Here is a 19,602-nt window from a genome sequence, read left to right on the forward strand (position 1 = left end):
TGGTATCCTTTGCCACAAGTAGTTTTAGTAGCATTCATTTAGTGGCTATTATGCCTGAAAAAAATAAACATGACTTATAAGATTTTACATTTAATCGATACCACGGGGCCGGGCGGCGCAGAAGATGTTTTTATTGCTCTGGCTGATAAAATTCGCAGCGCTGATGTTGATTCTATTGCGGTTATTCGGGGTGAAGGCTACGTGGCTACCTCCCTTCGCGAAGTGGGAATTGAACCTGTTATTATCGATTCCAAAGGCAGTTTTAATGTAAGTCTTATTATCAAACTTTGCCAATTAGTAAAAAAGCACAAGGTGCGGCTCATTCAATCCCACTTGTTGGGCTCGAACGTTTATGCCTCTATTGTGGGCATGATCACCCGAATCCCGGTTATTGCTACGTATCACGGCATGGTGGATATTTCTCCCAATGAACGTTTTAAAGGCTTAAAGCTGTGGTTTATGCGCCATGGCATTTCCCATTTTGTTGCGGTAAGTCGTTCTTTGGCGGAAAAAATTAAGGCGCACAACCTGTTGGTGCCAGAAAGAACATCAGTAATTTATAACGGTATTGATACCGCAATTTATAATGGGCAGCGATCCACCCGCCTAAAGCAGCAGCTACACCTGCCTGAAGACACTATTCTATTTGGATCGCTAGGGAATATTAGAACGTCCAAACGCTACGATTTATTAATAGAGGCGGCCGCCATTGCGCAGCAAACTCACCCAAACCTGGCGTTTGTTGTTGCAGGCGATCCCAAAGCTTCATTAAAAACCAAACTTGACGAGCTTATTGCCAAACGTAATGTTACCAATATACATTTTATAGGCTTTATTGCCGATACGCCTGAATACCTACAAAATCTGGATTGCTTTTTACTGACCTCTGACGCTGAAGGATTTTCCATCAGTACAATTGAAGCCATGGCAACAGGCTTGCCTGTTATAGCCACACGCTGCGGGGGTCCGGAAGAAATTATCCAAAATGATCAACAGGGCCGGCTTGTAGCTGTTGATGCTAAGGCGATAGCTGAGGCTATCAAAGAAACAGCAGATATGGGGTTAAAATCCATAGTAAACGCCATGGCAGTAGAACGGGTTGAAGGGGCGTTTTCAACGCAAGGCATGTTAGCATCATACCAACAGTTGTATCGTCAGCACGCTGATATCAATTAGCGATTATGTAGTTAGTTATAATAAAGAGAACAGTTTTGAGCATATCACAAAAAATCGCTGATAGATTTGGATCTAAAAAAGGAGTATTGAGGTACTTCTATTTTAATTTTTTAAATGGACTAGGAAGATTTCGTGCTCACGGAACATCTAATCTTGCGGGCACGAAACGGTTAGTATTTATCTGTAGCGGTAATATCTGCCGTAGCCCTTTCGGTGAATACGTAAGTAAATCCCTGGGTTTTCCAGCAGTGTCTTTCGGTCTGCACTGTCGTGGTGGTGACAAAGCGTTCGAAAAAACAATTTCTGTCGCAGCTTCTCTTGGTTATAACCTGGAAGAGCATCGTTCCATCAACATTAAAGAATACCAACCCGAAGAAGGCGACTTGCTTATTGCAATGGAACCCGCGCACGTAAAGGAACTTAAGCTTCAATATCCCAGTACGCCCATACTGCTGATAGGTATGCTCACCGATACGAAGATCGTATATTTACACGACCCTTACAGCACAAATCAGGTATTCTTCAAGGACTGCTTGCAGAAGATTGAGCAAGCAACGAAGGCTGCGATTAAAGGCATTAGAAGTACATCATGAAAACTCAGACGTATACAGTAGATGATTTTCTTTTTTTAAAAGTAAAAAAGCTTTGGGCGCATTTTAAAACGGAATCTTTTGCGTTTAAGTGCGTCTGTGCATATATGTTTGTTGAGTACTTTCGCCCTCAAGCGATATTTAAATGGCTTGATTTTTTACCTTGGGCGCAGTTATTTTTAGGTCTCGCAATTATTGGTATTTTTACCGACTCGAAGGCCAAACTTCGTTTTACTGCAATGCATACTTTTCTAATATTTTTTGCAGTAATAATTCACCTTTCTATGATAACTGCATATGATGTTGGTTGGTCTTTCGATTATTATATATTCTTCATCCAGTGGATTATTATATTTTTTGTCATTACATCGATTGTTACCACTAGAGAACGATTTTATATCTTTTTTATGGTTTTCTTCTTATGTTGTTTAAAAATAGCTATCGGAACATCTAGAATTTGGATTATGCGAGGCTTTGGATTCACCTCGTGGGGACTAATGGGGCCGCCGGGTTATTTTCAAAATTCTGGCGAACTCGCCGTGTTAATGCTGGTGTTATTTCCTATCGGCTATTACTTGTATAAAGCATATAAAAATGACGTGCGACGGTGGGAGAAATATTTGTTATTAGCAGCAACTATATGCCCTATTCTGACAATACTGGGCAGTAGCAGCCGAGGGGCTCAGATAGCGTTAGTCATCCAGTTACTTCTGATGTTTTATAAACAAATTTTTAAACCGAAAGTACTTATCCTTATCGTACTAATTTGCTCAATAGGTTGGAATATTCTTCCAGAAGAGCAGAAATTACGTTTTACGGAAATCGGAGAAGATAAATCTTCCATTCAGCGCAAGCTTTATTGGGAGCATGGCTGGGACATGATGAAGGACAATCCCATTTTAGGTGTTGGCTATTACAATTTTCAGCCCTACTACCAAGACCATTATTTTAAAGATGTCTTATATAGCTACGCTCAGTTACCTCACAATATTTTGATACAAATAGGAACTGATTCAGGTTTTACTGGGCTTCTGATATATTTGTTGATAATTATGGCTAGCTTAATTATGAAACGACCTAGAATAGGTACGAGTAGCATAGTAAGTGAACCATTTTATAATGCCCTCTGGATATCGCTTAAATTAGGTGTGGTAGGATTTTTTATTGCTGGTCAATTTGTGACGATTGGATACTATCCATTCTTATGGATTTCAATTGCTTTACAAATAAGTTTAATCTCTAGTTTTACTAAATAGGTTAATTGACAATAATCCATATTAAGGAAATATCAGTATGATCATAAATAAAATGCATAAGATTTTGTGTTTTAATCTATTTATATTTTTCATGATTTTTTCGCCAAATTCGAAAGCAAGTGATGGCTGGACGATAAAATCTACATTTGAAAGTGAAAAGCTGGGTGATAGAGCAAAAGGTAGTACCGGTTTTAAAGACTTAGCGGGACAATCTGAAGTTACTAAAGATCAAGTTTTATCTGGTCAGTCAGCAAAAATATGGATAAAAGAAGGTCAGACTGGCTACGGAAGATGGGGGGGAGACTGGAAATTTCCCGAACCTCTTAGACGAGGCGATAAAGTTTGGTTTAGTGTACATACTTACATGCCAGAAGAATTTGAGCCCTATTCTTCTTCTGGGGGCAGTAGGCTTAAATTTCTAAGGATATTAACTAAAGATTCTAAGCAAAAAAATGTTGGTTATGACGATTTATATGTGAATATAAAAGGAAGTAATGCACCGTTTCGCTTTATATATGAAGGCGAACAACGTTGGCATAATGTGGGTAGAAAAAATGATATATTCCAAAAAGAACGTTGGGAAAATTATCAAATGTCTATAACTTTCGACAGTATCAGTAAAGATGAAGGGGGAATGGCTGAAGTTAGAATATGGAAGGATGGGGAAAAGATTGCTCATATAACGAATAGAAAAACTTTGAAACATGTAGATGATTTGGCTACTAGAGCATTGCTCTTTACGTATTGGAATGGTGGCGCTCCCAAAGATCAGTTCATGTATGTAGATGATATTACTATTACTTCTGAAACTCCGAAGTGGACGGACGTTGACGGCTATCCTATTGTCGAGTTTTATACAGACTTATGTAGAATCCCAAGCGATTCATAGTTAATTAATAATAAGCAGGAAAATTTAAAATGTATTCTAAATCAGCTTGGATAACGTGGGAACGTCAACCAAGAAATCGCTCTATGGCCGATCTATTCAATGCTAAATATTTTGAGTTTTCAAACAATGGGAATGGCATTAAGCGCTATCTGTTATGCCTGAAAGACACTTATTTTATCTTTAACTCTAAAAGCTATAGTTTAATTTTTGTTCAGAATCCTTCTATAATTCTATGTTTCATCTCAGTAATATTGAGCAAAATATTTACTACTAAATTAGTTATAGACGCGCATAATGCAGGCGTTTATCCAAACGAAGGTAAATCAAAGTTTCTCTTAGCTATAAATAATTGGATACTAAAGCGTGCTGATCTTGTACTCGTAACTAATAGGCTATTGGTAGACCATTTAAATAAATTTGATATCAAATCCGAGTTTATTCCTGATCCATTGCCATCTTTTCCTCAGATAAATACGGAGGAGTTAAGTAATGGAAACTATCTTTTTGTTGTGTGTTCTTGGTCATTAGATGAGCCTATTGATCTCTATATTGAAGTAGCGAGAATGTTACCAGAATATGTTTTCAAGTTTTCTGGTAATTATAAAAAGTATTCTGATAAAATCGATTTTAACACGTTGCCGGACAATGTTGTTCTTTTAGGCTTCATTTCTGAAGATGAATACGTTAAAACGTTAGCTAATTGTTTAGCTGTCCTTGATTTGACTACAAGGGATGACTGTCTGGTATGTGGCGCTTACGAATCAATATCTTTGTTAAAACCAGTTGTAGTTAGTGATACCGTCGTAAATCGAGAATTATTTCACGATTCAGTGTGTTACTCGGAACTAAATAGTGCAAGCTTAATAAATGCTATTCATGCAAGTCAGGAAAATAGCCTAATTAAAAAAGTCGAAATTTTTAGAGAGGAATATAGTATAAAGATAACTTTGCTCCAGCAAAAGATTTGCGCTCGCCTAAACTATTCCATTAAATGTAACGAAGCAAATTAATTAGCTTTATGTTCTGCATCTATCTTCTCACATTGATCTCTTAGCGTTATCTTATTCGCTGAATATTTTTCTGGCACCCCTGTAGTAAGTGTATATATGACTTTACATTATCTTTAGTAGGATGGTGACATGTTTGCGAAGTATCCAATAATAACCATGTAATGACTTCGTCATTATAGTTTCAGGACCACTTATTGTTAATCGAAATATAAATTCGATTAACAAAAGCTATAATAGTTTATATATTTCCTACCTCTAACTCAGAAGTCAGTAAGATTTTCCATTATATAAGAATCCAAGAATTTTGGATTTTCTAATAATAAATACGTGCGCAGCAACGGACAGCGAGGTCACGATCACTATAGAAAGCGTGAAGCCTAGAATATAGTCTAAATCCAATTTTACTAGTAATGAAGATACTAGCATTAGAAGTATAAAGTGAAATAAATAAACGGTGTAAGACGCTTCTGAAAAAAAAGCCATAAAGTGTGACCTGTGGTCAAACAACCTAGAGAAAATAGTAAAGCACAATGCTATAGAAAACCACTGTGCCGCAAGATAGCTGTACTCTGCTGCTATTGTTATAAGGGTATCGTTGCTAGTAGCGAATATACCACTGATAGTGCACCCGATCACAATGAGCACGATAGAAATTAAAGGGTTTACTTTCATAAAATTGTGGTACAGGTGGCGGTTGGACGCCAGAACATACCCAAAAACAAAATGAACATAATAGTAAAGTAGGGAATAAGGTCGATATAAGCCAAATTTTTCTACGTAAATTGGAAAGCCTAGTTTGTTCAAAGCCATTATCAGAATAGTGATAATGGGCAGAGCAAACAACAACACTAAGACAGGCGTTTTATTAAACCACGTGGATTCAATAACACGAGTCCTAAATTTTGTTATCAGCCCAATATTATGGATGATCGCTGTAAATATAAAGTAGTAAATAAGGTTTACAAGAAACCAGAGATGTCCAATATAACCGCCGTTTATAAAATGGCTTGCCAAGCTGCCTTTTACCCAGCCGCCCTCTTTAAGCAAGTAGAATTGAATCATGTTAAACGTGAATATAGTGACAACTAAAGGTACCGCGATCCGAACTAGTCGCAATCGCAAAAATTTTGGGATTCCGTATTTATTAAGTGTGATATAGCAAAAAAAGCCAGAAACAACAAAAAACGCCGGCATGCGGAAAAGATGAATTGTGTCGATAAGATAACTCATAAAAACGCTGGTCTCTCCGTTAACTATAGGAAGAGCGTGTTTTGTGCTATAAATTTGCGCGGAGTGAATTACAACACCTAGTACCATTAATATGGCTCGCATTGAATCCAAATAATAAATACGGGCGGAGCTACTACTGGTCATCTTTTCATCCTGAAAGTGTGGCTGGGAAATTAGGCTCATGAAGTTAAGTGTTTAGAAAGAAGCCCCATATGAGGCCTCTGTATGGTTACTATTACGTCTTCGCTTGGGTATCTACAAAATTACCTGATTTCTAGGTTTTTGATTTAGCGGCCTGTTCTGTTCGTACAGCAACCAAGCGACGTTATTCATTGTTACCAGTCGACCGGTTGCTTACTGAGAAGGCCTTCGTAGCGGCGACTCCCCTCATCAGAATATTACCATGTTAGTTAACAAATATCTTCTCGCCGTTTAACCCGAATGGTGCACCTGTTATCTGAATTCAGGGGCGCGTTCCCCCTACCTGCCTGTTTAACAATTCAATAAAACCTTCCATTGTATAAAAATCTCAGAAATATGAATTTCCTTATAATGAAAAAGTGGATAGCGAAAGAACACACCGTTACGACTACTATGGATAGCATAGTGCCTAACAGGGGGCCGAAATTTAATTTAACCAGCACGGAAGAGAACAGTATTAAGATAATAAAATGGAATAGATAAACGCTGTAAGATGCTTCGGAAAAAAGTGCCATAACGTGGGATTTTTGGTCAAGTAATTTACTAAACAGATAGAAGCACAAAGCGACAGAATACCACTGCGCTACCAGGTAGCCATATTCAGCTATGGCCATCATGAGCGTGCTGGAATCGCGAACAAACAGGTAGTTAACCAGGCATCCCAGAATGATAATAGCGATAGAAAAAAGCGGGTTTATCTTCATAAAATTCTGGTAGAAACTGCGGTTGGCGGCCAATAGGTATCCAAAAGCAAAGTAAACATAATAATACAGTAACGAATATGGCTTGAATAACCCGAGTTTTTCAGTATAGATAGGAATGCCTAGTTTATTCAGTGCCATCACGGATAACGTGACCATGGGCAGTAGCAGCAGTAGTATGGCAACCGGGCATTTGCGAAAGAAAGTAGAGGTGTCTGTCAGCCCTCTGGCTTTTGGTAACGGACTGATACTGTGTAGCGTTGCCGAAAAAATAAAGTAGTAAAGCAGGTTCACCAAAAACCATAGGTGTCCGATATAAACGCCACTGGTGAAGTGGTGTGTAAGACTTCCGCTTATCCAGCCTCCCTGTTGTAGAAAATAAAACTGCAACAGATTGAGTGTAAAAATCGTTGTAATAAGAGGAACTGCGATTCTCACCAGCCTTAGCCGCAGGAACTTTGCTCCGCCATACTTATTTAGGGTAAGATAGCAGAAAAAGCCGGATACCATAAAAAATGCAGACATGCGAAATAAATGTATGGTGTCATACAGATAGGTCATCCAGATACTGTGGTATTGGCTGGCTAGCGGAAGTGGTTCTTCAAGACTATAAAGTTGTGCAGAATGCATGACCACACCTAATACCATTAATATCGCTCGCATTGAATCAAGATAATAGAGGCGGGCGGTATTGCTGCTTGTCATTATCTGATCCTGAAAACGCGGCTGGAATAACAGGTTAAAGGATTTGCATAGCCGGTGGCCTTACTTTAGGCCACCTTATAATGGCCTGTTACATCTTCGCTTCAATCTTCGCTTTGGTATCTAAAATGCCCTGATTCCGAGGCTTTAGTTTTGCGGCCTTTTTAATCCAGCTGTGAGCTTTTTCCAGACTGTTTTGTTCGTACAGTAACCAGGCCACATTATTCATTGCTACCCAGTTCTCCGGCTGCTTACTAAGAAGATCTTCGTAGTAACGAATGGCTTCGGTGGGGTTCTGCGATGCCAGCTCGCTGATATAAAGCATATTGGTGTTATCTTTATCTGGATACTTTTCCATATGCTGTTTTAGTATTTTTAACCCTTGATCTGTCTTGCCGTCAGCTTTTAGCGCTTCAAAAAGATATTGTACGGCAACACCGGATTCAGAAGCCGAATAGGCTTGCTGTAACGCATTGACAGCCTCGTTTGCTTTGCCTGTACCCAAGTAACCACGCCCTAACAGTAACTGGCCTTGCGGGCTGGCTTTAACCTGCTCGCTGGCTGCGTTAAGTTCTTGTAGGGCGTTAGCGTAATTATTTTGATCCATCAAAATACTCGCTTTTAGCAGGCGAACCTCTTCATAAATTTCCGCATTGCTTGCTGAACCGCTTTCATTAAACATTGCCAGCGTTTCCAACGCCTGCCGCGGCTTTTGCGCCACAGCCTGGGCTTTCGCCAGGTTGAGTAAAACCTGCGGTGTTGTCATGCCGCTGGAAACAATTTTTTGAAGCACATTAATGGCTTTATTGGCTTGACCGGTTTGTAAATAAGCGGTGGAAAGCATGTAATTGGCGGGTGGGGTTTCCCTGGCGTTAAATGTCGATGCTTCAGCAACTTTTATTACCTGTGAATAATTGCCCGCTAGGAACTGGCTATACAAGGTAGTAAAGGTGCTGGTGTCGGTGGCATTTTTCAGCACATCATTAATTTGCGCCTGGGCTGCCGATTCGTCTTTTGCCTTGGCGGCAGCCTGGTAAGCACCTTCAAGGGCATCGGCGCTATTTGGATTCTGCTTCAGGTTATCCAAAAACAAAGTTAATGCTTTCGAGTAATTGCCTTGGCCGATAGCCTTAGATGCGTTGTAGTTTTTGGCGGCAATGTTGTCAGGATCTAATTCAGCAATTTTACTGTAAATGGCGTCCAGGCCTTTATAATTCTGCTGAAACTTCTCAAACTCAGCAGCAATGACATAGTTTTCTACATTGTCTGGTTCGTCTGCAATCCATTTATTCAACATAGCTCTGGCAGCATCGGTTTCGCCGCTCGACGTCTTCATACTTAGCAGCAGTAACTTTGACTGCTTGGTATCTGCTGCTGATGCGTCTGCTAACAGCGCATTAGATGCCTCTTCCACCAGCGCCATGCCTGATATGTCACCAGACATTACCTTGAACAGGCCCAACTGTTGTTTGCCTGCGTCGCTTGTTACCTTGCTGCTATCGATTTGCGAAAGTAGCTGCTTCGCTTTATCTCTATCGCCACTGCCAAGTAAGGCTTTAGACGTGGCCGCGGCAAGGCCGGTATTATTGGCCACTAATTCAGGATTGCGTTGCAACATTGCATAGGCATCCTGCGATGCCCCTGCCTGAAGTTTCGCCGCAACAAACATCTGTTTAGCTGGGTGAGTAGCAGGAACAGCATTAACAATTTTGGAAAGGTTCTGCAGCGCCTGTTCATAATTGCCTAAACGAAAATGGGTTAATCCGGCAATGTAGCTGGTAAACGGTGAAGCCATGCCATTGTTCATGGCTAGTTCGATATGTTTATTGGCAGACGCAAAATCTTTTGCTGCTATTTCAATAACAGCAAGTTGCTGGTTAGCTACCGGTTGATTCGGATATCGCTTTAAAATGTAGTTAACGTGCTTTTTGGCTTCATCCAGCTTGTTTAAGCGTATTTGCGCTTCGGCGATATTTAAGTGCAGGCGCTGAAACTGTGGCTTTTGTTCCAAAAGCGCTTCGTAATTTGTTAACGAGGCTTGAAGATCGCCTAAAGCATACTGTAATTCCGCGGCCAGTGACTGTACCAGCCAATCGTTGGGGTGTTTTTCAACCGCAGCATTTAGCATTTTAGTGTCTGATGCTGTTCGTTGAATAAGATAAACATCGATAATGTCTGACAGATCGTTTGTGCGGCCATCGCCTGCGCCGGCAGCTGCTTTAGCGGCAGCTATATGATCTTTACTGGAACTGTCACCACGTCTGGCGGTGAGTATTGCTGCAATCAGCTCGCCGGTAGCAAGTGCCTGTGGGTTAAGTGAGTCTTTATACTTTTCCAATGTCGACACAAACTGCCCGGATTCAGGGCTGGAATAAAGAGCAAGAAAGTATTCTTTAGCAACACCATTTATGTCAGCACCTTGTTCAAGTGCTTTTTCAAAAGTAATTACCGCGCTCTCCATATCCCCTAGCTGAAAATACGCTTTGGCAAGTAACGCGCGTGGACGAGGATCATCAGGGGCATCCTGAAGCGTCGATTTAAGGGTAATAATAGCGCTTTGATATTTTTGCGCCTGAAGCGCCTGTTGCGCATCACCAAGTTGATCTTCAACACTGGCTTTACCGCAAGCGGTCAGTAGCGTTAATGAGAGAAGGCTGGCGATAGATGTTCTGACAAACTTATTTTCCATAGGATACTGTTTTACCGATTACTTTTGACGACCTACTTTAAGCGGTATTCTGTGAAAAAGAAAGGGAAGGTAGGTGAAGGTTAGGCGGAAACGCGAGATAATTAAAAAAGGCGACTTTCGTCGCCTTTTTTAGCACATCAGTAAGCTTATTTAGCTTTACGACGGCTAGATGCACCTAAACCTAACAGACCTAAAGCAAGAACTGCTAAAGTAGAAGGTTCTGGAACTTCTGCTGGAGCGTTGCTGAATACAGCACTAACGTCACCAGTAGTTGTTTGAACAGCTGCAGTTTCAAATGTATCGAAGTCGCCGTTTACATTTACGGTCATGTAGAAAGGATTTGGGCTAACAAAGTACATGCTGCCGTCATCAGTTAACGCGAAATCAGTAAAGGTGAAGTCAAACAGACCATTTTCACCGATTTGGTAGCCAATGCTGTTCTCGATAGTAACAGAAGAACCTAGTTCTAAGTCATCACCTGAATCGTTCAGTGAGAAATCATCGTTAGCTGTAGTATTGGCATCACGATCCATGTATAAAGTGAACTGACCAGAAGTACCAGTTAAAATGCTTGACGTTTGACCAGCAAAAGTTTCTTCTTCCACAGTACCGGTAGCAGTAAATAAAGCATACAGTACATAGTCAGAACCCAGAGTAGAATTAGTCAGGGTAGTTTGACCTTCGTTAGAGAACAACTGGCTGAATGTGGCAAAAGCTGTTGCAGTGAAACCACCAGTACCATCAAACGCAATAGTTTCTACGAAACCACCGTTAATTTTATCAGCAACAACGGTAGTACCGTTTTGGCTGGTTTCATCAACAGTAAAATCCATGAATTCTGCTGAGCTAGAAAACGATGCTGCTAAACCAGCAGTTAGTGTCAGTGCTTTAACAATTTTATTAAATTTCATAATACTTCCTTTCCATTCCAAAGTAACGGGCATTAATGCCACGATTATTTAAATGCACTTCATGTGCCAACTTTTATGATATTGATTTTTATAGGGAAATTTAGCTGTTTATTAAATAAACAGGCCGAAGTGTAAAAAATCCTGATACTTTTTTGGCAGAAAAGGAATATGTGTATACAAAGTATGAGTTTATCAGTTTTAACTTTATATTTACTAATCTTATCGCCTATATGTAATCATCTTGTTAATTGCTAAGTTTTTGTTTCTGAATACATAATACCGCCAATGTGAGAGGTTTTTTCACCAAGAGCATGATTACGTTTGTATCTTTAGTAGTTGACTAATTATCGGAGCCTAAAGCCGGCAGTGCGGTTTATGCTTAGGAAGGGTATCGGCGATGCAGATCGTCGTTACCTGCTTAAGAACAAGCTGAAAAGTGAGGTGTGCGGGTAGGCCGAATCAGGCTACGGATCCTGGTTAATAGCTCGCTCTCTTCGGTAAAAAATTGCCGATTGTCTTGTGCGCAGAGTTGTTAAGTTAGGTAGAACCAAGTTCCGGTAGTAAGAGATAAATAATATTCGTCATCATGTGTGCTCTGAACTGATCACACTGCAATGAGAATTGGTACAAGAAATGCTGAAAAGCTACTGAAAGGATATAAAAAAAAGCTGGCCCGCATGTGCGGGCCAGCTTTTCATTATCAAGTAAATGTATTATTTAGCTTTAAGGCGGCTACGTGCGCCAAGGCCCAGCAAACCTAAAGCCAGTACGGCGATAGTAGAAGGTTCTGGCACTTCTGCTGGAGCGTTGCTGAATACAGCGCTTACGTCACCAGTAGTAATTTGAGTAGCAGCGGTGGCGAAAGAATCGAAGTCACCGTTGGTACGTACTGTCATATAAAACGGGTTAGGGCTTACAAAGTATGCTTCACCGTCAGCAGTTAAAGAGAAGTCAATGAATGTGAAGTCGAATAGACCATTTTCGCCGATTTGATAAGCAATGTTGTCAGCTAGTGTGGCTGAGGTACTTAGTACCAGATCGTCACCACTGTTGTTTAACGCATAATCAGCTTCAGGAGACGCTGTAGTATCTGCGTTAGCATCAAGATACAGAGTGAATTGACCGCTGGTGCCAGTCAACACGCTAGAGTCTTTGCCTGCAAAAGTTGTTGTTTCGATAGTGCCTGTTGCTTCAAACAGTGCATACAATACGTAAGATGAACCTAGTGTTGATGCTGGAATGTTTGATGTGCCGTCATTGGCAAAAAGTTGGGTAAAGGTAGCAAACGCAGTAGCCGAGAAACCGCCTGCGCCGTCAAAACTGATAGTTTCAACATAACCGCCGTTGAATTTGTCAGCTGTAACCAATGAACCGCCGTAGTTACTTTCATCTACGGTAAAATCCATAAACTCAGCAGAGCTAGAGAAAGAAGCTACCAAACCAGCAGTCATTGTCAGTGCTTTAATTATTTTATTAAGTTTCATAATAGAGTGTTCCAAGTGAGAAAGTCCAATTACCTCTGTTAAGGCTTTTGCAGCTACTGTGCCATTTTTTTAAGCCTCTAATTTACAAAGAGTTTGCCTGATTTTAAGTATCTGCAACGCGGGGAGTGTAAAAAAAGCTGATAAAAAAGGGGGTGTACGGGTTGGTATCGGAGATGGGAAAATGACGGTGTGGCAGGTTGAAACCTGTGTTTTTGGGTTGCGCGATTTAAAGGTGCCAACAGGTTTTCGAAACGTAATTTCGCTGGTTATTCATTCAATACTAGTCCTCTCTCCTTGCGCTGGGTACACAACATTGCGGATTGGTATACCCTCATACTCATACTTTTCGCTGAGAGAAAAGTTATCACAGTGATTTAACTTAAACTGCAGACAACAAAAAAGCGACCGAAGTCGCTTTTTTTAAATAAATCTCAAATTATTTTGCAGATTTACGACGGCTGCTAGCGCCAAGACCTAACAGACCTAATGCCAGTACAGCAATAGTAGAAGGTTCTGGAACTTCCGCAGGTGCGTCTTCAAAAACAGCACTTACGTCACCAGTAGTGGTTTGGATGTTAGCTGTTTCGAAAGTATCGAAATCGCCGTTCAAGTTTACAGTCATGTAAAAAGGATTAGGGCTAACAAAGTAGTTAGAACCCGCTTCAGTCAAATCGAAGTCACTGAATGTGAAGTCAAAAAGGCCGTTTGGTCCAACTTGATATCCGATGTTTTCGCCCAATGTCATAGACGAACCTAATTCGATATCGTCACCTGAGTCATTCAGTGAGTAATCAGAGTTGGCAGTTGTGTTAGCATCAACGTCAACATACAGAGTGAAAGCACCTGAGTTACCAGTAAGGATGCTAGCAGGCTGACCGTTTAGGGTCGCTGATTCAACCGTACCTTCTGCTTCAAACATTGCATAAATCACATAGCTTGAGCCCAGTTCAGAATTTGTCACCGTTGTTGTGCCATCCTGACTGAAGAATTGTGTAAAAGTTGCGAAAGCCATTGCCGAGAACCCGCCAGTTCCGTCAAATTCAATCGTTTCTACAAATCCGCCATTAATTTTGTCAGCTTCAACCATACCATTGCCGTAAGCAGATTCATCAACAGTGAAGTCTAAGAATTCTGCAGAGCTAGAAAAAGACGCTGCCAGACCCGCTGTTAAAGTAAGTGCTTTAAACACTTTATTAAATTTCATAACGATCTCCATCATTCCAAAGTAGAAGTGGGCTTTACGCCTCATTTTAATCAAAGCACTTATAGTGCCACGTTTATAAGGCGTTGTTTTTATGAGCATAGTGATCGGTGGAAAATTTATAATTTTACAAAGTGTAAAAGAACTCGACACAAGTTGGCCGTTATTTAAGCACAATGCTGGCTGCTATCTTGTACTTCAATTTCTGCAGCAGCCCGCGGTTTCCCTTGGGGCACCAGGTTTTTTTCATAGTATTTCTGTAAGCATCAAAATGTAAACCATAAGGCGCGCAAAGCACTTCGCCACGATTTAACAGAATCTTTAACGCGTAAGTTTCGGCAACACCTGCACATAACGTTACCGACATGGCAGTGGAGGGGCCTCGTTTCGCTTTAAAGTCTACTGCTGATTTATCCACCAGATACGGGCGTTGCAGCATAGCGGGGGAAAGCCCGATTAAAAACTGGATAAGCTGTTCTTCCTCGGTGGCTTTGTCTTCGAAGCGAAAATATTCTTCAAAACTCATTTTCCCTGGCATAAAACAAAGCAGCGCTGTTCCCATACCTAACGGAGCCGCAGTAACAACGGGAATACCAGCGTCATAGCATTTCTGAAACACCAGCTTACGCGCAGCAAGCGCAAAAAAGTCCAGGCTGTCTATATAAAGGTCTACGTCTTTAAGAAAGTCATCGACGTTGCTCTCGTCGATTCCCTGGGGAAATTCACGAATCGACATTTCAGGGTTTATGTCCAGCAGCATTGAGGACATAACCGTCATTTTGTCTTTATCGACAGTAGACATGAACGCACCAGCCTGACGGTTAAAGTTGTGCACATCGTACTGATCAAAATCAGATATGTTTAAATTGCTGACACCCAATCGCGCAAGGGTAAGGGTGTGTAAGCTGCCAACTCCGCCACAGCCAGCAATGGCAACGCGTTTATTTTTTAACTGCTGCTGTTCAGCGCGGGTTACCCAGCCAATATTTCGTGAGAATGCTTTATCGTAATCGAACACTTCTTACTCTCTTATGAATTCGCGCCAGTATATTTCCTGGTTTTGTTAATAAATCGACATCATGCCAAAGATGACATGATTATGTTAAAGAAAAATGCTAAAAAAAGGTGTTGTGGAAGGATTATAGCTAAGGAGTGTATAAATAGTGCAGTACTTGATAGCGATTCTCGCTGCTTTGAGTGTTGTCGTTTGTCGACCTGCCCTTTGTGCGGACTTTGTTGATAACGTCAAAAAGATAAAAACATCGATAGTGGGAGTGGGGGTTTACTCACCCATGGGAACTGTCAGTCACCAGCTTAGCGGTACAGGGTTTGTGATAGGTGACGGACACTATGTGGTTACCAATCATCATGTGGTCACCACCGCGCTGGATAAAAAGGTGAAATCCGGCAGAGTGGTGTTTGTTCCTAAAGGTAAACGGGCCGAGATAATTCCCATTGAGCAAATCTTCACCGATGAAGAGCATGACATTGCCATCGTTAAAATTGGCAAAGCCTTACCGGCGGTGAACATGGTTGCAGCAGATACCATTATTGACGATGGCGAAGACATCGCGATTACCGGCTTTCCCATCGGCGGAATATTAGGGTTGTACGCTGCGACTCACAAAGGAATAGTGGCCGCATACACGCCAAATATCATTGCGGCCCAGAATAGCCAGCAATTATCGGAGCAGTTTCTTCAGCATATTCGCAACCCGTTTATGGTATACCAGCTGGATATAGTTGCTTACCCCGGAAACAGTGGTAGTCCGGTATATCTGGCCGGTAGCGGTAAAGTAATTGCGGTAATTAATAAAGTATTTGTTAAAGAAACCAAAGAATCGGCCATTACCAGCCCAAGCGGAATTACGTATGCAGTTCCGATTAGCCACGTTTATGCCTTGGCAAAAAAGCACAATATATTATAAGAATATACCCGGGTATTGATTATCCTGAAAATTTGCGTTTCTTTGCATGTGGAAATGTGACAACATTTTGCCAGTTCGTTTTATAAAAGCGTTGTATAACTATGTCTGTAGAATTTAAAAAAATTGCTGTTATTGGATTAGGGTATGTCGGTTTGCCATTGGCAGTCGCATTCGGTAAGCATCGCGAAACTGTGGGTTTCGACATTAACAAAAAAAGGGTGGAAGAACTTAAATCTAATCGGGATCATACGCTTGAAGTGTCGGAAGAAGAGCTAAAAGAAGCAAAGTTGCTTTCCTTTACCGCCGACAGCAGCCTGTTGTCAGGGTGTGACGTGATTATTGTCACTGTGCCTACGCCTATTGATAAGAACAAGCAGCCTGACATGACACCGCTGCATAAAGCCAGTGAAATGATTGGAGAAGTGATTACCCCCAACACCACTGTCATTTATGAATCTACTGTGTACCCTGGGGCCACTGAAGAATACTGTATTCCGCTGATTGAGAAAAAATCAGGCCTTACCTTTAACAAAGACTTTTTTGCCGGTTATAGCCCCGAGCGAATCAATCCGGGTGATAAAACGCACCGGCTCGACTCCATTGTAAAAGTGACTGCCGGCAGTACGCCTGACATTGCTGACAAAATCGACGCGCTGTATAACGAAATTATTAAAGTGGGTACGCACAAAGCTTCATCTATTAAGGTGGCAGAAGCGGCCAAAGTCATTGAAAACACTCAGCGGGATCTTAACATTGCGCTTATCAATGAACTGGCGATGATTTTTGAACGTGCGGGTATTGATACCGAAGAAGTGCTGGAAGCGGCGGGCAGTAAGTGGAACTTTCTGCCATTTCGGCCCGGGCTGGTCGGCGGTCACTGTATTGGCGTAGACCCTTACTACCTTACCCATAAAGCCGAAGAATTAGGGCACCATCCAGATGTGATACTGGCCGGGCGCAGAATTAATGACCAGATGGGAGAGTATGTCGTCTCTCGATTGGTTAAAAGCATGCTGAAAAAGCAGATTATGGTCAATGGTGCCAATGTTCTGTTGCTGGGTATTACTTTTAAAGAAAACTGCCCGGATATTCGTAATACCAAAGTGGTGGATATTGCCAGCGAGTTACAGCAGTACAACGTGAACCTGGACATTTATGATCCATGGGCCAGCACTGAAGAAGTGGAAGAAGAGTACGGACTCAAGTTAATTGACAAACCTGAAGCAGGTAAATACGACGCAGTGATCGCTGCCGTGGCACATCGGCAATTTAAAGAATGGTCATCTCAGCAACTACGAAGCCTGTGTAAAGAAACCTCTGTAGTCTTTGATCTTAAATATATGTTTGAAAAATCAAGCGTTGATATACGTTTATAAGGAAAAGTGACATGAAAGTTCTGGTAACGGGAGCCGCGGGCTTCATTGGTTCGCATGTATCCATGTATCTGCTTGAGCGCGGCGACGAAGTGGTTGGTTTAGATAATCTTAACGATTATTACGACGTTACACTAAAACATGCGCGGCTGGATCGCGTCAAAGCATTACCCAGCGCCGACAAGTTCAGCTTTGTAAAAATGTCGGTTGAAGACAAAGACGGTATGGAAAAGCTGTTTAAAGAACAGCAATTTGACAAGGTAGTTCATCTGGCAGCACAAGCAGGGGTACGGTATTCACTGGAAAACCCTCATGCTTATATTGATTCCAATATTGTCGGCTTTATGAATATTCTTGAAGGCTGCCGCCACAACAAGGTTAAGCACCTGGTGTATGCATCTTCCAGTTCAGTGTATGGTGCCAACGAAAGCATGCCGTTTGCTGTTGAAGATAACGTTGACCATCCTGTTTCTTTGTATGCAGCCAGCAAAAAAGCGAACGAGCTAATGGCACATACTTACAGCCATTTATACGATTTGCCTACCACCGGCCTGCGCTTTTTCACTGTTTATGGTCCGTGGGGCAGACCAGACATGGCGCTTTTCCTGTTTACCAAAGCGATTTTAGCCGGTGAGCCAATCAAGGTATTTAACCATGGTAACCACCGCCGCGATTTCACCTACATCGACGATATTGTAGAAGGTGTTATTCGTACGCTGGACAATACCGCTGAGCCAAACCCTAAATGGACAGGTGAAACGCCTGCGCCTGGGTCGAGCAAGGCGCCGTGGAAAGTGTACAACATTGGCGCGCAAACGCCGGTTCATCTGTTAACTTATATTGAAACCCTGGAAAAAGCGCTGGGCAAAAAAGCAGAGAAAGAACTGCTGCCATTACAGCTAGGCGATGTACCTGATACTTTTGCCGATGTGCAGGCGCTGATAAATGATACCGGCTATCGTCCAACCACTACCATAGATACCGGCATTAAAAACTTTGTTGAGTGGTACAAAGGCTACTATAACGTATAAACAACGCCTGAAACTATAGGTGTTAAAAAGGCTGACAGTCTGCTGCCAGCCTTTTTTAATGTGGTTTTTTCAGCTTTTGAGCTGCGCCAATTGCGTCCGATTTAGGCCCACTACACCTTCACCAAACTGGCTTATCAAAAGTTAAGAGATTCCCGCGCTGAGTGAGCACACATCATTGCGGATTACTTTACGGCGTGATATCTGACGCTGGAAGCTGGTCTCGAATAGATTGGCGGATGGTAGTTAACATTTTGGCAAAACCCGGCTTCAGGTTTTTTTGTAGTAAATCCTGATTAATATAATAGGGCGCGCGGCGTCCATGATAATCCACCACCGGTCCAATTTGCTCAAACTTTATTCCCACAAAACTCATACTGCGGGCTAATCGTGGTTCCATCATTACATAAGCATGTTCAATGTTGCTTTCAAGCGCAGTCGCTGCAGCGGCGAAGTACAAACCTACTGCAATGAATGGAAAACAGCGAAGTTCGGTTTCTGAATAGGTTTGCTGGTTAATTACACCGGTTGCAGCGCCAGCAAAGCGGTCCATTTGACGACGACGGAAGTAGCTGGGAACGGCAAGGCGGGAAATTTCGCATACGTTTTTGCGGTCAAAATGATAAGGATTGAGATCCTGTCGGCTAATGGACGATAAACAATATTTCTCTATCGGCAATTGCTCGTGAGATTCCAGCGGCCTGACAATGCGTACCGTTCCCGCGAGTTGATCAGAGTTGATATGCCGAATCAGACAGTGGCGCGAGAACTTGTCGAAGTCGTCTACTTCAAGGCCGTTCTCTTTAACCGGCTCAAAACCTAGCTCTTCGCAGTACACATTGTGGCGAATTTTAAATACAGATTCTCGCAGGTCTTCATCTATTGCCAATACTGGCTGAAGAAATGTGCTGAAGTGACTGGAGATATAATTAGCTTCGCGCAGTTGCTGGTAACCGGTAACTAATTTTCCCAGTTTGGTTTTCTTCACCTTCTTAGAAAGGTTATCGAAGATGGATCGCTTTTGAGTCATAAGATCTACTACACGCTGTCCTGACACATCTAAAAATGATGACAAAGAAAAACATTGTTGTTTGTCTAGTCCCTTTCAATTTTCCTGAGCCACGCTCTGGCGGTAAGCCAGAATGTGGTCAGGATAATCTGCTTGCCAGTGAAAATTAGTTCCGGCAGAATAAATCCAGAAACAGATCCCCAGCAGACAGTGCAGTATTCTCT

Annotated in this window: 16 protein-coding genes; 8 read left to right on the plus strand and 8 right to left on the minus strand. The window is 41.8% G+C overall.

Annotation, left to right across the window (positions count from 1 at the left end; genetic code table 11):
* Positions 1–69 precede the first annotated feature (69 nt).
* Genes CA267_RS15085 through CA267_RS15105 form a run of 5 tightly spaced genes read left to right on the plus strand, consistent with a single transcriptional unit; the run spans position 70 to position 4,921 of the window.
* Positions 70–1,176 (plus strand): glycosyltransferase, encoded by a 1,107-nt coding sequence (locus tag CA267_RS15085; RefSeq protein WP_075610178.1) that lies wholly within the window; start codon positions 70–72, stop codon positions 1,174–1,176.
* Positions 1,177–1,211: 35 nt separating this feature from the next.
* Positions 1,212–1,769 (plus strand): arsenate-mycothiol transferase ArsC, encoded by a 558-nt coding sequence (locus CA267_RS15090; RefSeq protein WP_170669074.1) that lies wholly within the window; start codon positions 1,212–1,214, stop codon positions 1,767–1,769.
* Positions 1,766–3,022 carry an O-antigen ligase family protein gene (locus tag CA267_RS15095; RefSeq protein WP_075610180.1) on the plus strand — a complete coding sequence of 419 codons (1,257 nt, stop codon included), beginning with the start codon at positions 1,766–1,768 and terminating at the stop codon, positions 3,020–3,022. Before CA267_RS15090 ends, CA267_RS15095 begins: the two co-directional genes overlap by 4 nt.
* 37 nt (positions 3,023–3,059) lie before the next feature.
* Positions 3,060–3,911 (plus strand): hypothetical protein, encoded by an 852-nt coding sequence (locus CA267_RS15100; RefSeq protein ID WP_075610181.1) that lies wholly within the window; start codon positions 3,060–3,062, stop codon positions 3,909–3,911.
* A gap of 29 nt (positions 3,912–3,940) precedes the next feature.
* Positions 3,941–4,921, plus strand: coding sequence for a glycosyltransferase family protein (locus CA267_RS15105; protein WP_097349244.1), 981 nt, complete (start codon positions 3,941–3,943; stop codon positions 4,919–4,921).
* Between the two features lie 267 nt (positions 4,922–5,188).
* On the opposite strand, the gene CA267_RS15110 is transcribed toward CA267_RS15105, so the two are convergent.
* The 7 genes from CA267_RS15110 to CA267_RS15140 all read right to left on the minus strand — a co-directional run bounded on the left by CA267_RS15110 (position 5,189) and on the right by CA267_RS15140 (position 15,058).
* On the minus strand, positions 5,189–6,295 hold the full coding sequence (locus CA267_RS15110; RefSeq protein ID WP_075610183.1) for an acyltransferase family protein: 1,107 nt from the start codon (positions 6,293–6,295) through the stop codon (positions 5,189–5,191).
* Between the two features lie 356 nt (positions 6,296–6,651).
* Positions 6,652–7,758, minus strand: a complete 1,107-nt coding sequence (locus CA267_RS15115; RefSeq protein ID WP_075610184.1) for an acyltransferase family protein — start codon at positions 7,756–7,758, stop codon at positions 6,652–6,654.
* 88 nt (positions 7,759–7,846) lie between these two features.
* Positions 7,847–10,444, minus strand: a complete 2,598-nt coding sequence (prsT, locus tag CA267_RS15120) for an XrtA/PEP-CTERM system TPR-repeat protein PrsT (RefSeq protein ID WP_075610185.1) — start codon at positions 10,442–10,444, stop codon at positions 7,847–7,849.
* Positions 10,445–10,590: 146 nt separating this feature from the next.
* The gene (pepA, locus tag CA267_RS15125) at positions 10,591–11,355 is read right to left on the minus strand and encodes a flocculation-associated PEP-CTERM protein PepA (RefSeq protein WP_075610186.1); all 765 of its coding nucleotides are present in this window, start codon (positions 11,353–11,355) and stop codon (positions 10,591–10,593) included.
* 713 nt (positions 11,356–12,068) lie between these two features.
* Complete coding sequence (gene pepA / locus CA267_RS15130; RefSeq protein ID WP_075610187.1) at positions 12,069–12,839, minus strand: flocculation-associated PEP-CTERM protein PepA; 771 nt, start codon at positions 12,837–12,839, stop codon at positions 12,069–12,071.
* 436 nt (positions 12,840–13,275) lie between these two features.
* Positions 13,276–14,142 (minus strand): flocculation-associated PEP-CTERM protein PepA, encoded by an 867-nt coding sequence (pepA, locus tag CA267_RS15135; RefSeq protein ID WP_232367558.1) that lies wholly within the window; start codon positions 14,140–14,142, stop codon positions 13,276–13,278.
* Between the two features lie 61 nt (positions 14,143–14,203).
* A complete protein-coding gene (locus CA267_RS15140; protein WP_075610189.1) occupies positions 14,204–15,058 on the minus strand; it encodes a ThiF family adenylyltransferase in 855 nt (284 codons plus the stop codon).
* Positions 15,059–15,203: 145 nt separating this feature from the next.
* On the opposite strand from CA267_RS15140, the gene CA267_RS15145 reads away from it, so the two are divergent.
* The 3 genes from CA267_RS15145 (at position 15,204) to CA267_RS15155 (ending at position 18,372) form a co-directional block, all read left to right on the plus strand.
* Complete coding sequence (locus CA267_RS15145) at positions 15,204–15,968, plus strand: S1 family peptidase (protein ID WP_083638562.1); 765 nt, start codon at positions 15,204–15,206, stop codon at positions 15,966–15,968.
* 101 nt (positions 15,969–16,069) lie between these two features.
* Positions 16,070–17,344: a Vi polysaccharide biosynthesis UDP-N-acetylglucosamine C-6 dehydrogenase TviB gene (gene tviB / locus CA267_RS15150; protein WP_075610191.1), complete on the plus strand. Its 1,275-nt coding sequence runs from the start codon at positions 16,070–16,072 to the stop codon at positions 17,342–17,344.
* 11 nt (positions 17,345–17,355) lie between these two features.
* Positions 17,356–18,372 carry an NAD-dependent epimerase gene (locus CA267_RS15155; RefSeq protein WP_075610192.1) on the plus strand — a complete coding sequence of 339 codons (1,017 nt, stop codon included), beginning with the start codon at positions 17,356–17,358 and terminating at the stop codon, positions 18,370–18,372.
* Positions 18,373–18,559: 187 nt separating this feature from the next.
* Here the strand turns inward: CA267_RS15155 and CA267_RS15160 are convergent, their stop codons facing one another.
* Positions 18,560–19,399, minus strand: a complete 840-nt coding sequence (locus CA267_RS15160) for a PEP-CTERM/exosortase system-associated acyltransferase (protein WP_075610193.1) — start codon at positions 19,397–19,399, stop codon at positions 18,560–18,562.
* Positions 19,400–19,602: the final 203 nt, after the last annotated feature.

The sequence above is a fragment of the Alteromonas pelagimontana genome (assembly GCF_002499975.2).
GTDB lineage: Bacteria > Pseudomonadota > Gammaproteobacteria > Enterobacterales > Alteromonadaceae > Alteromonas > Alteromonas pelagimontana.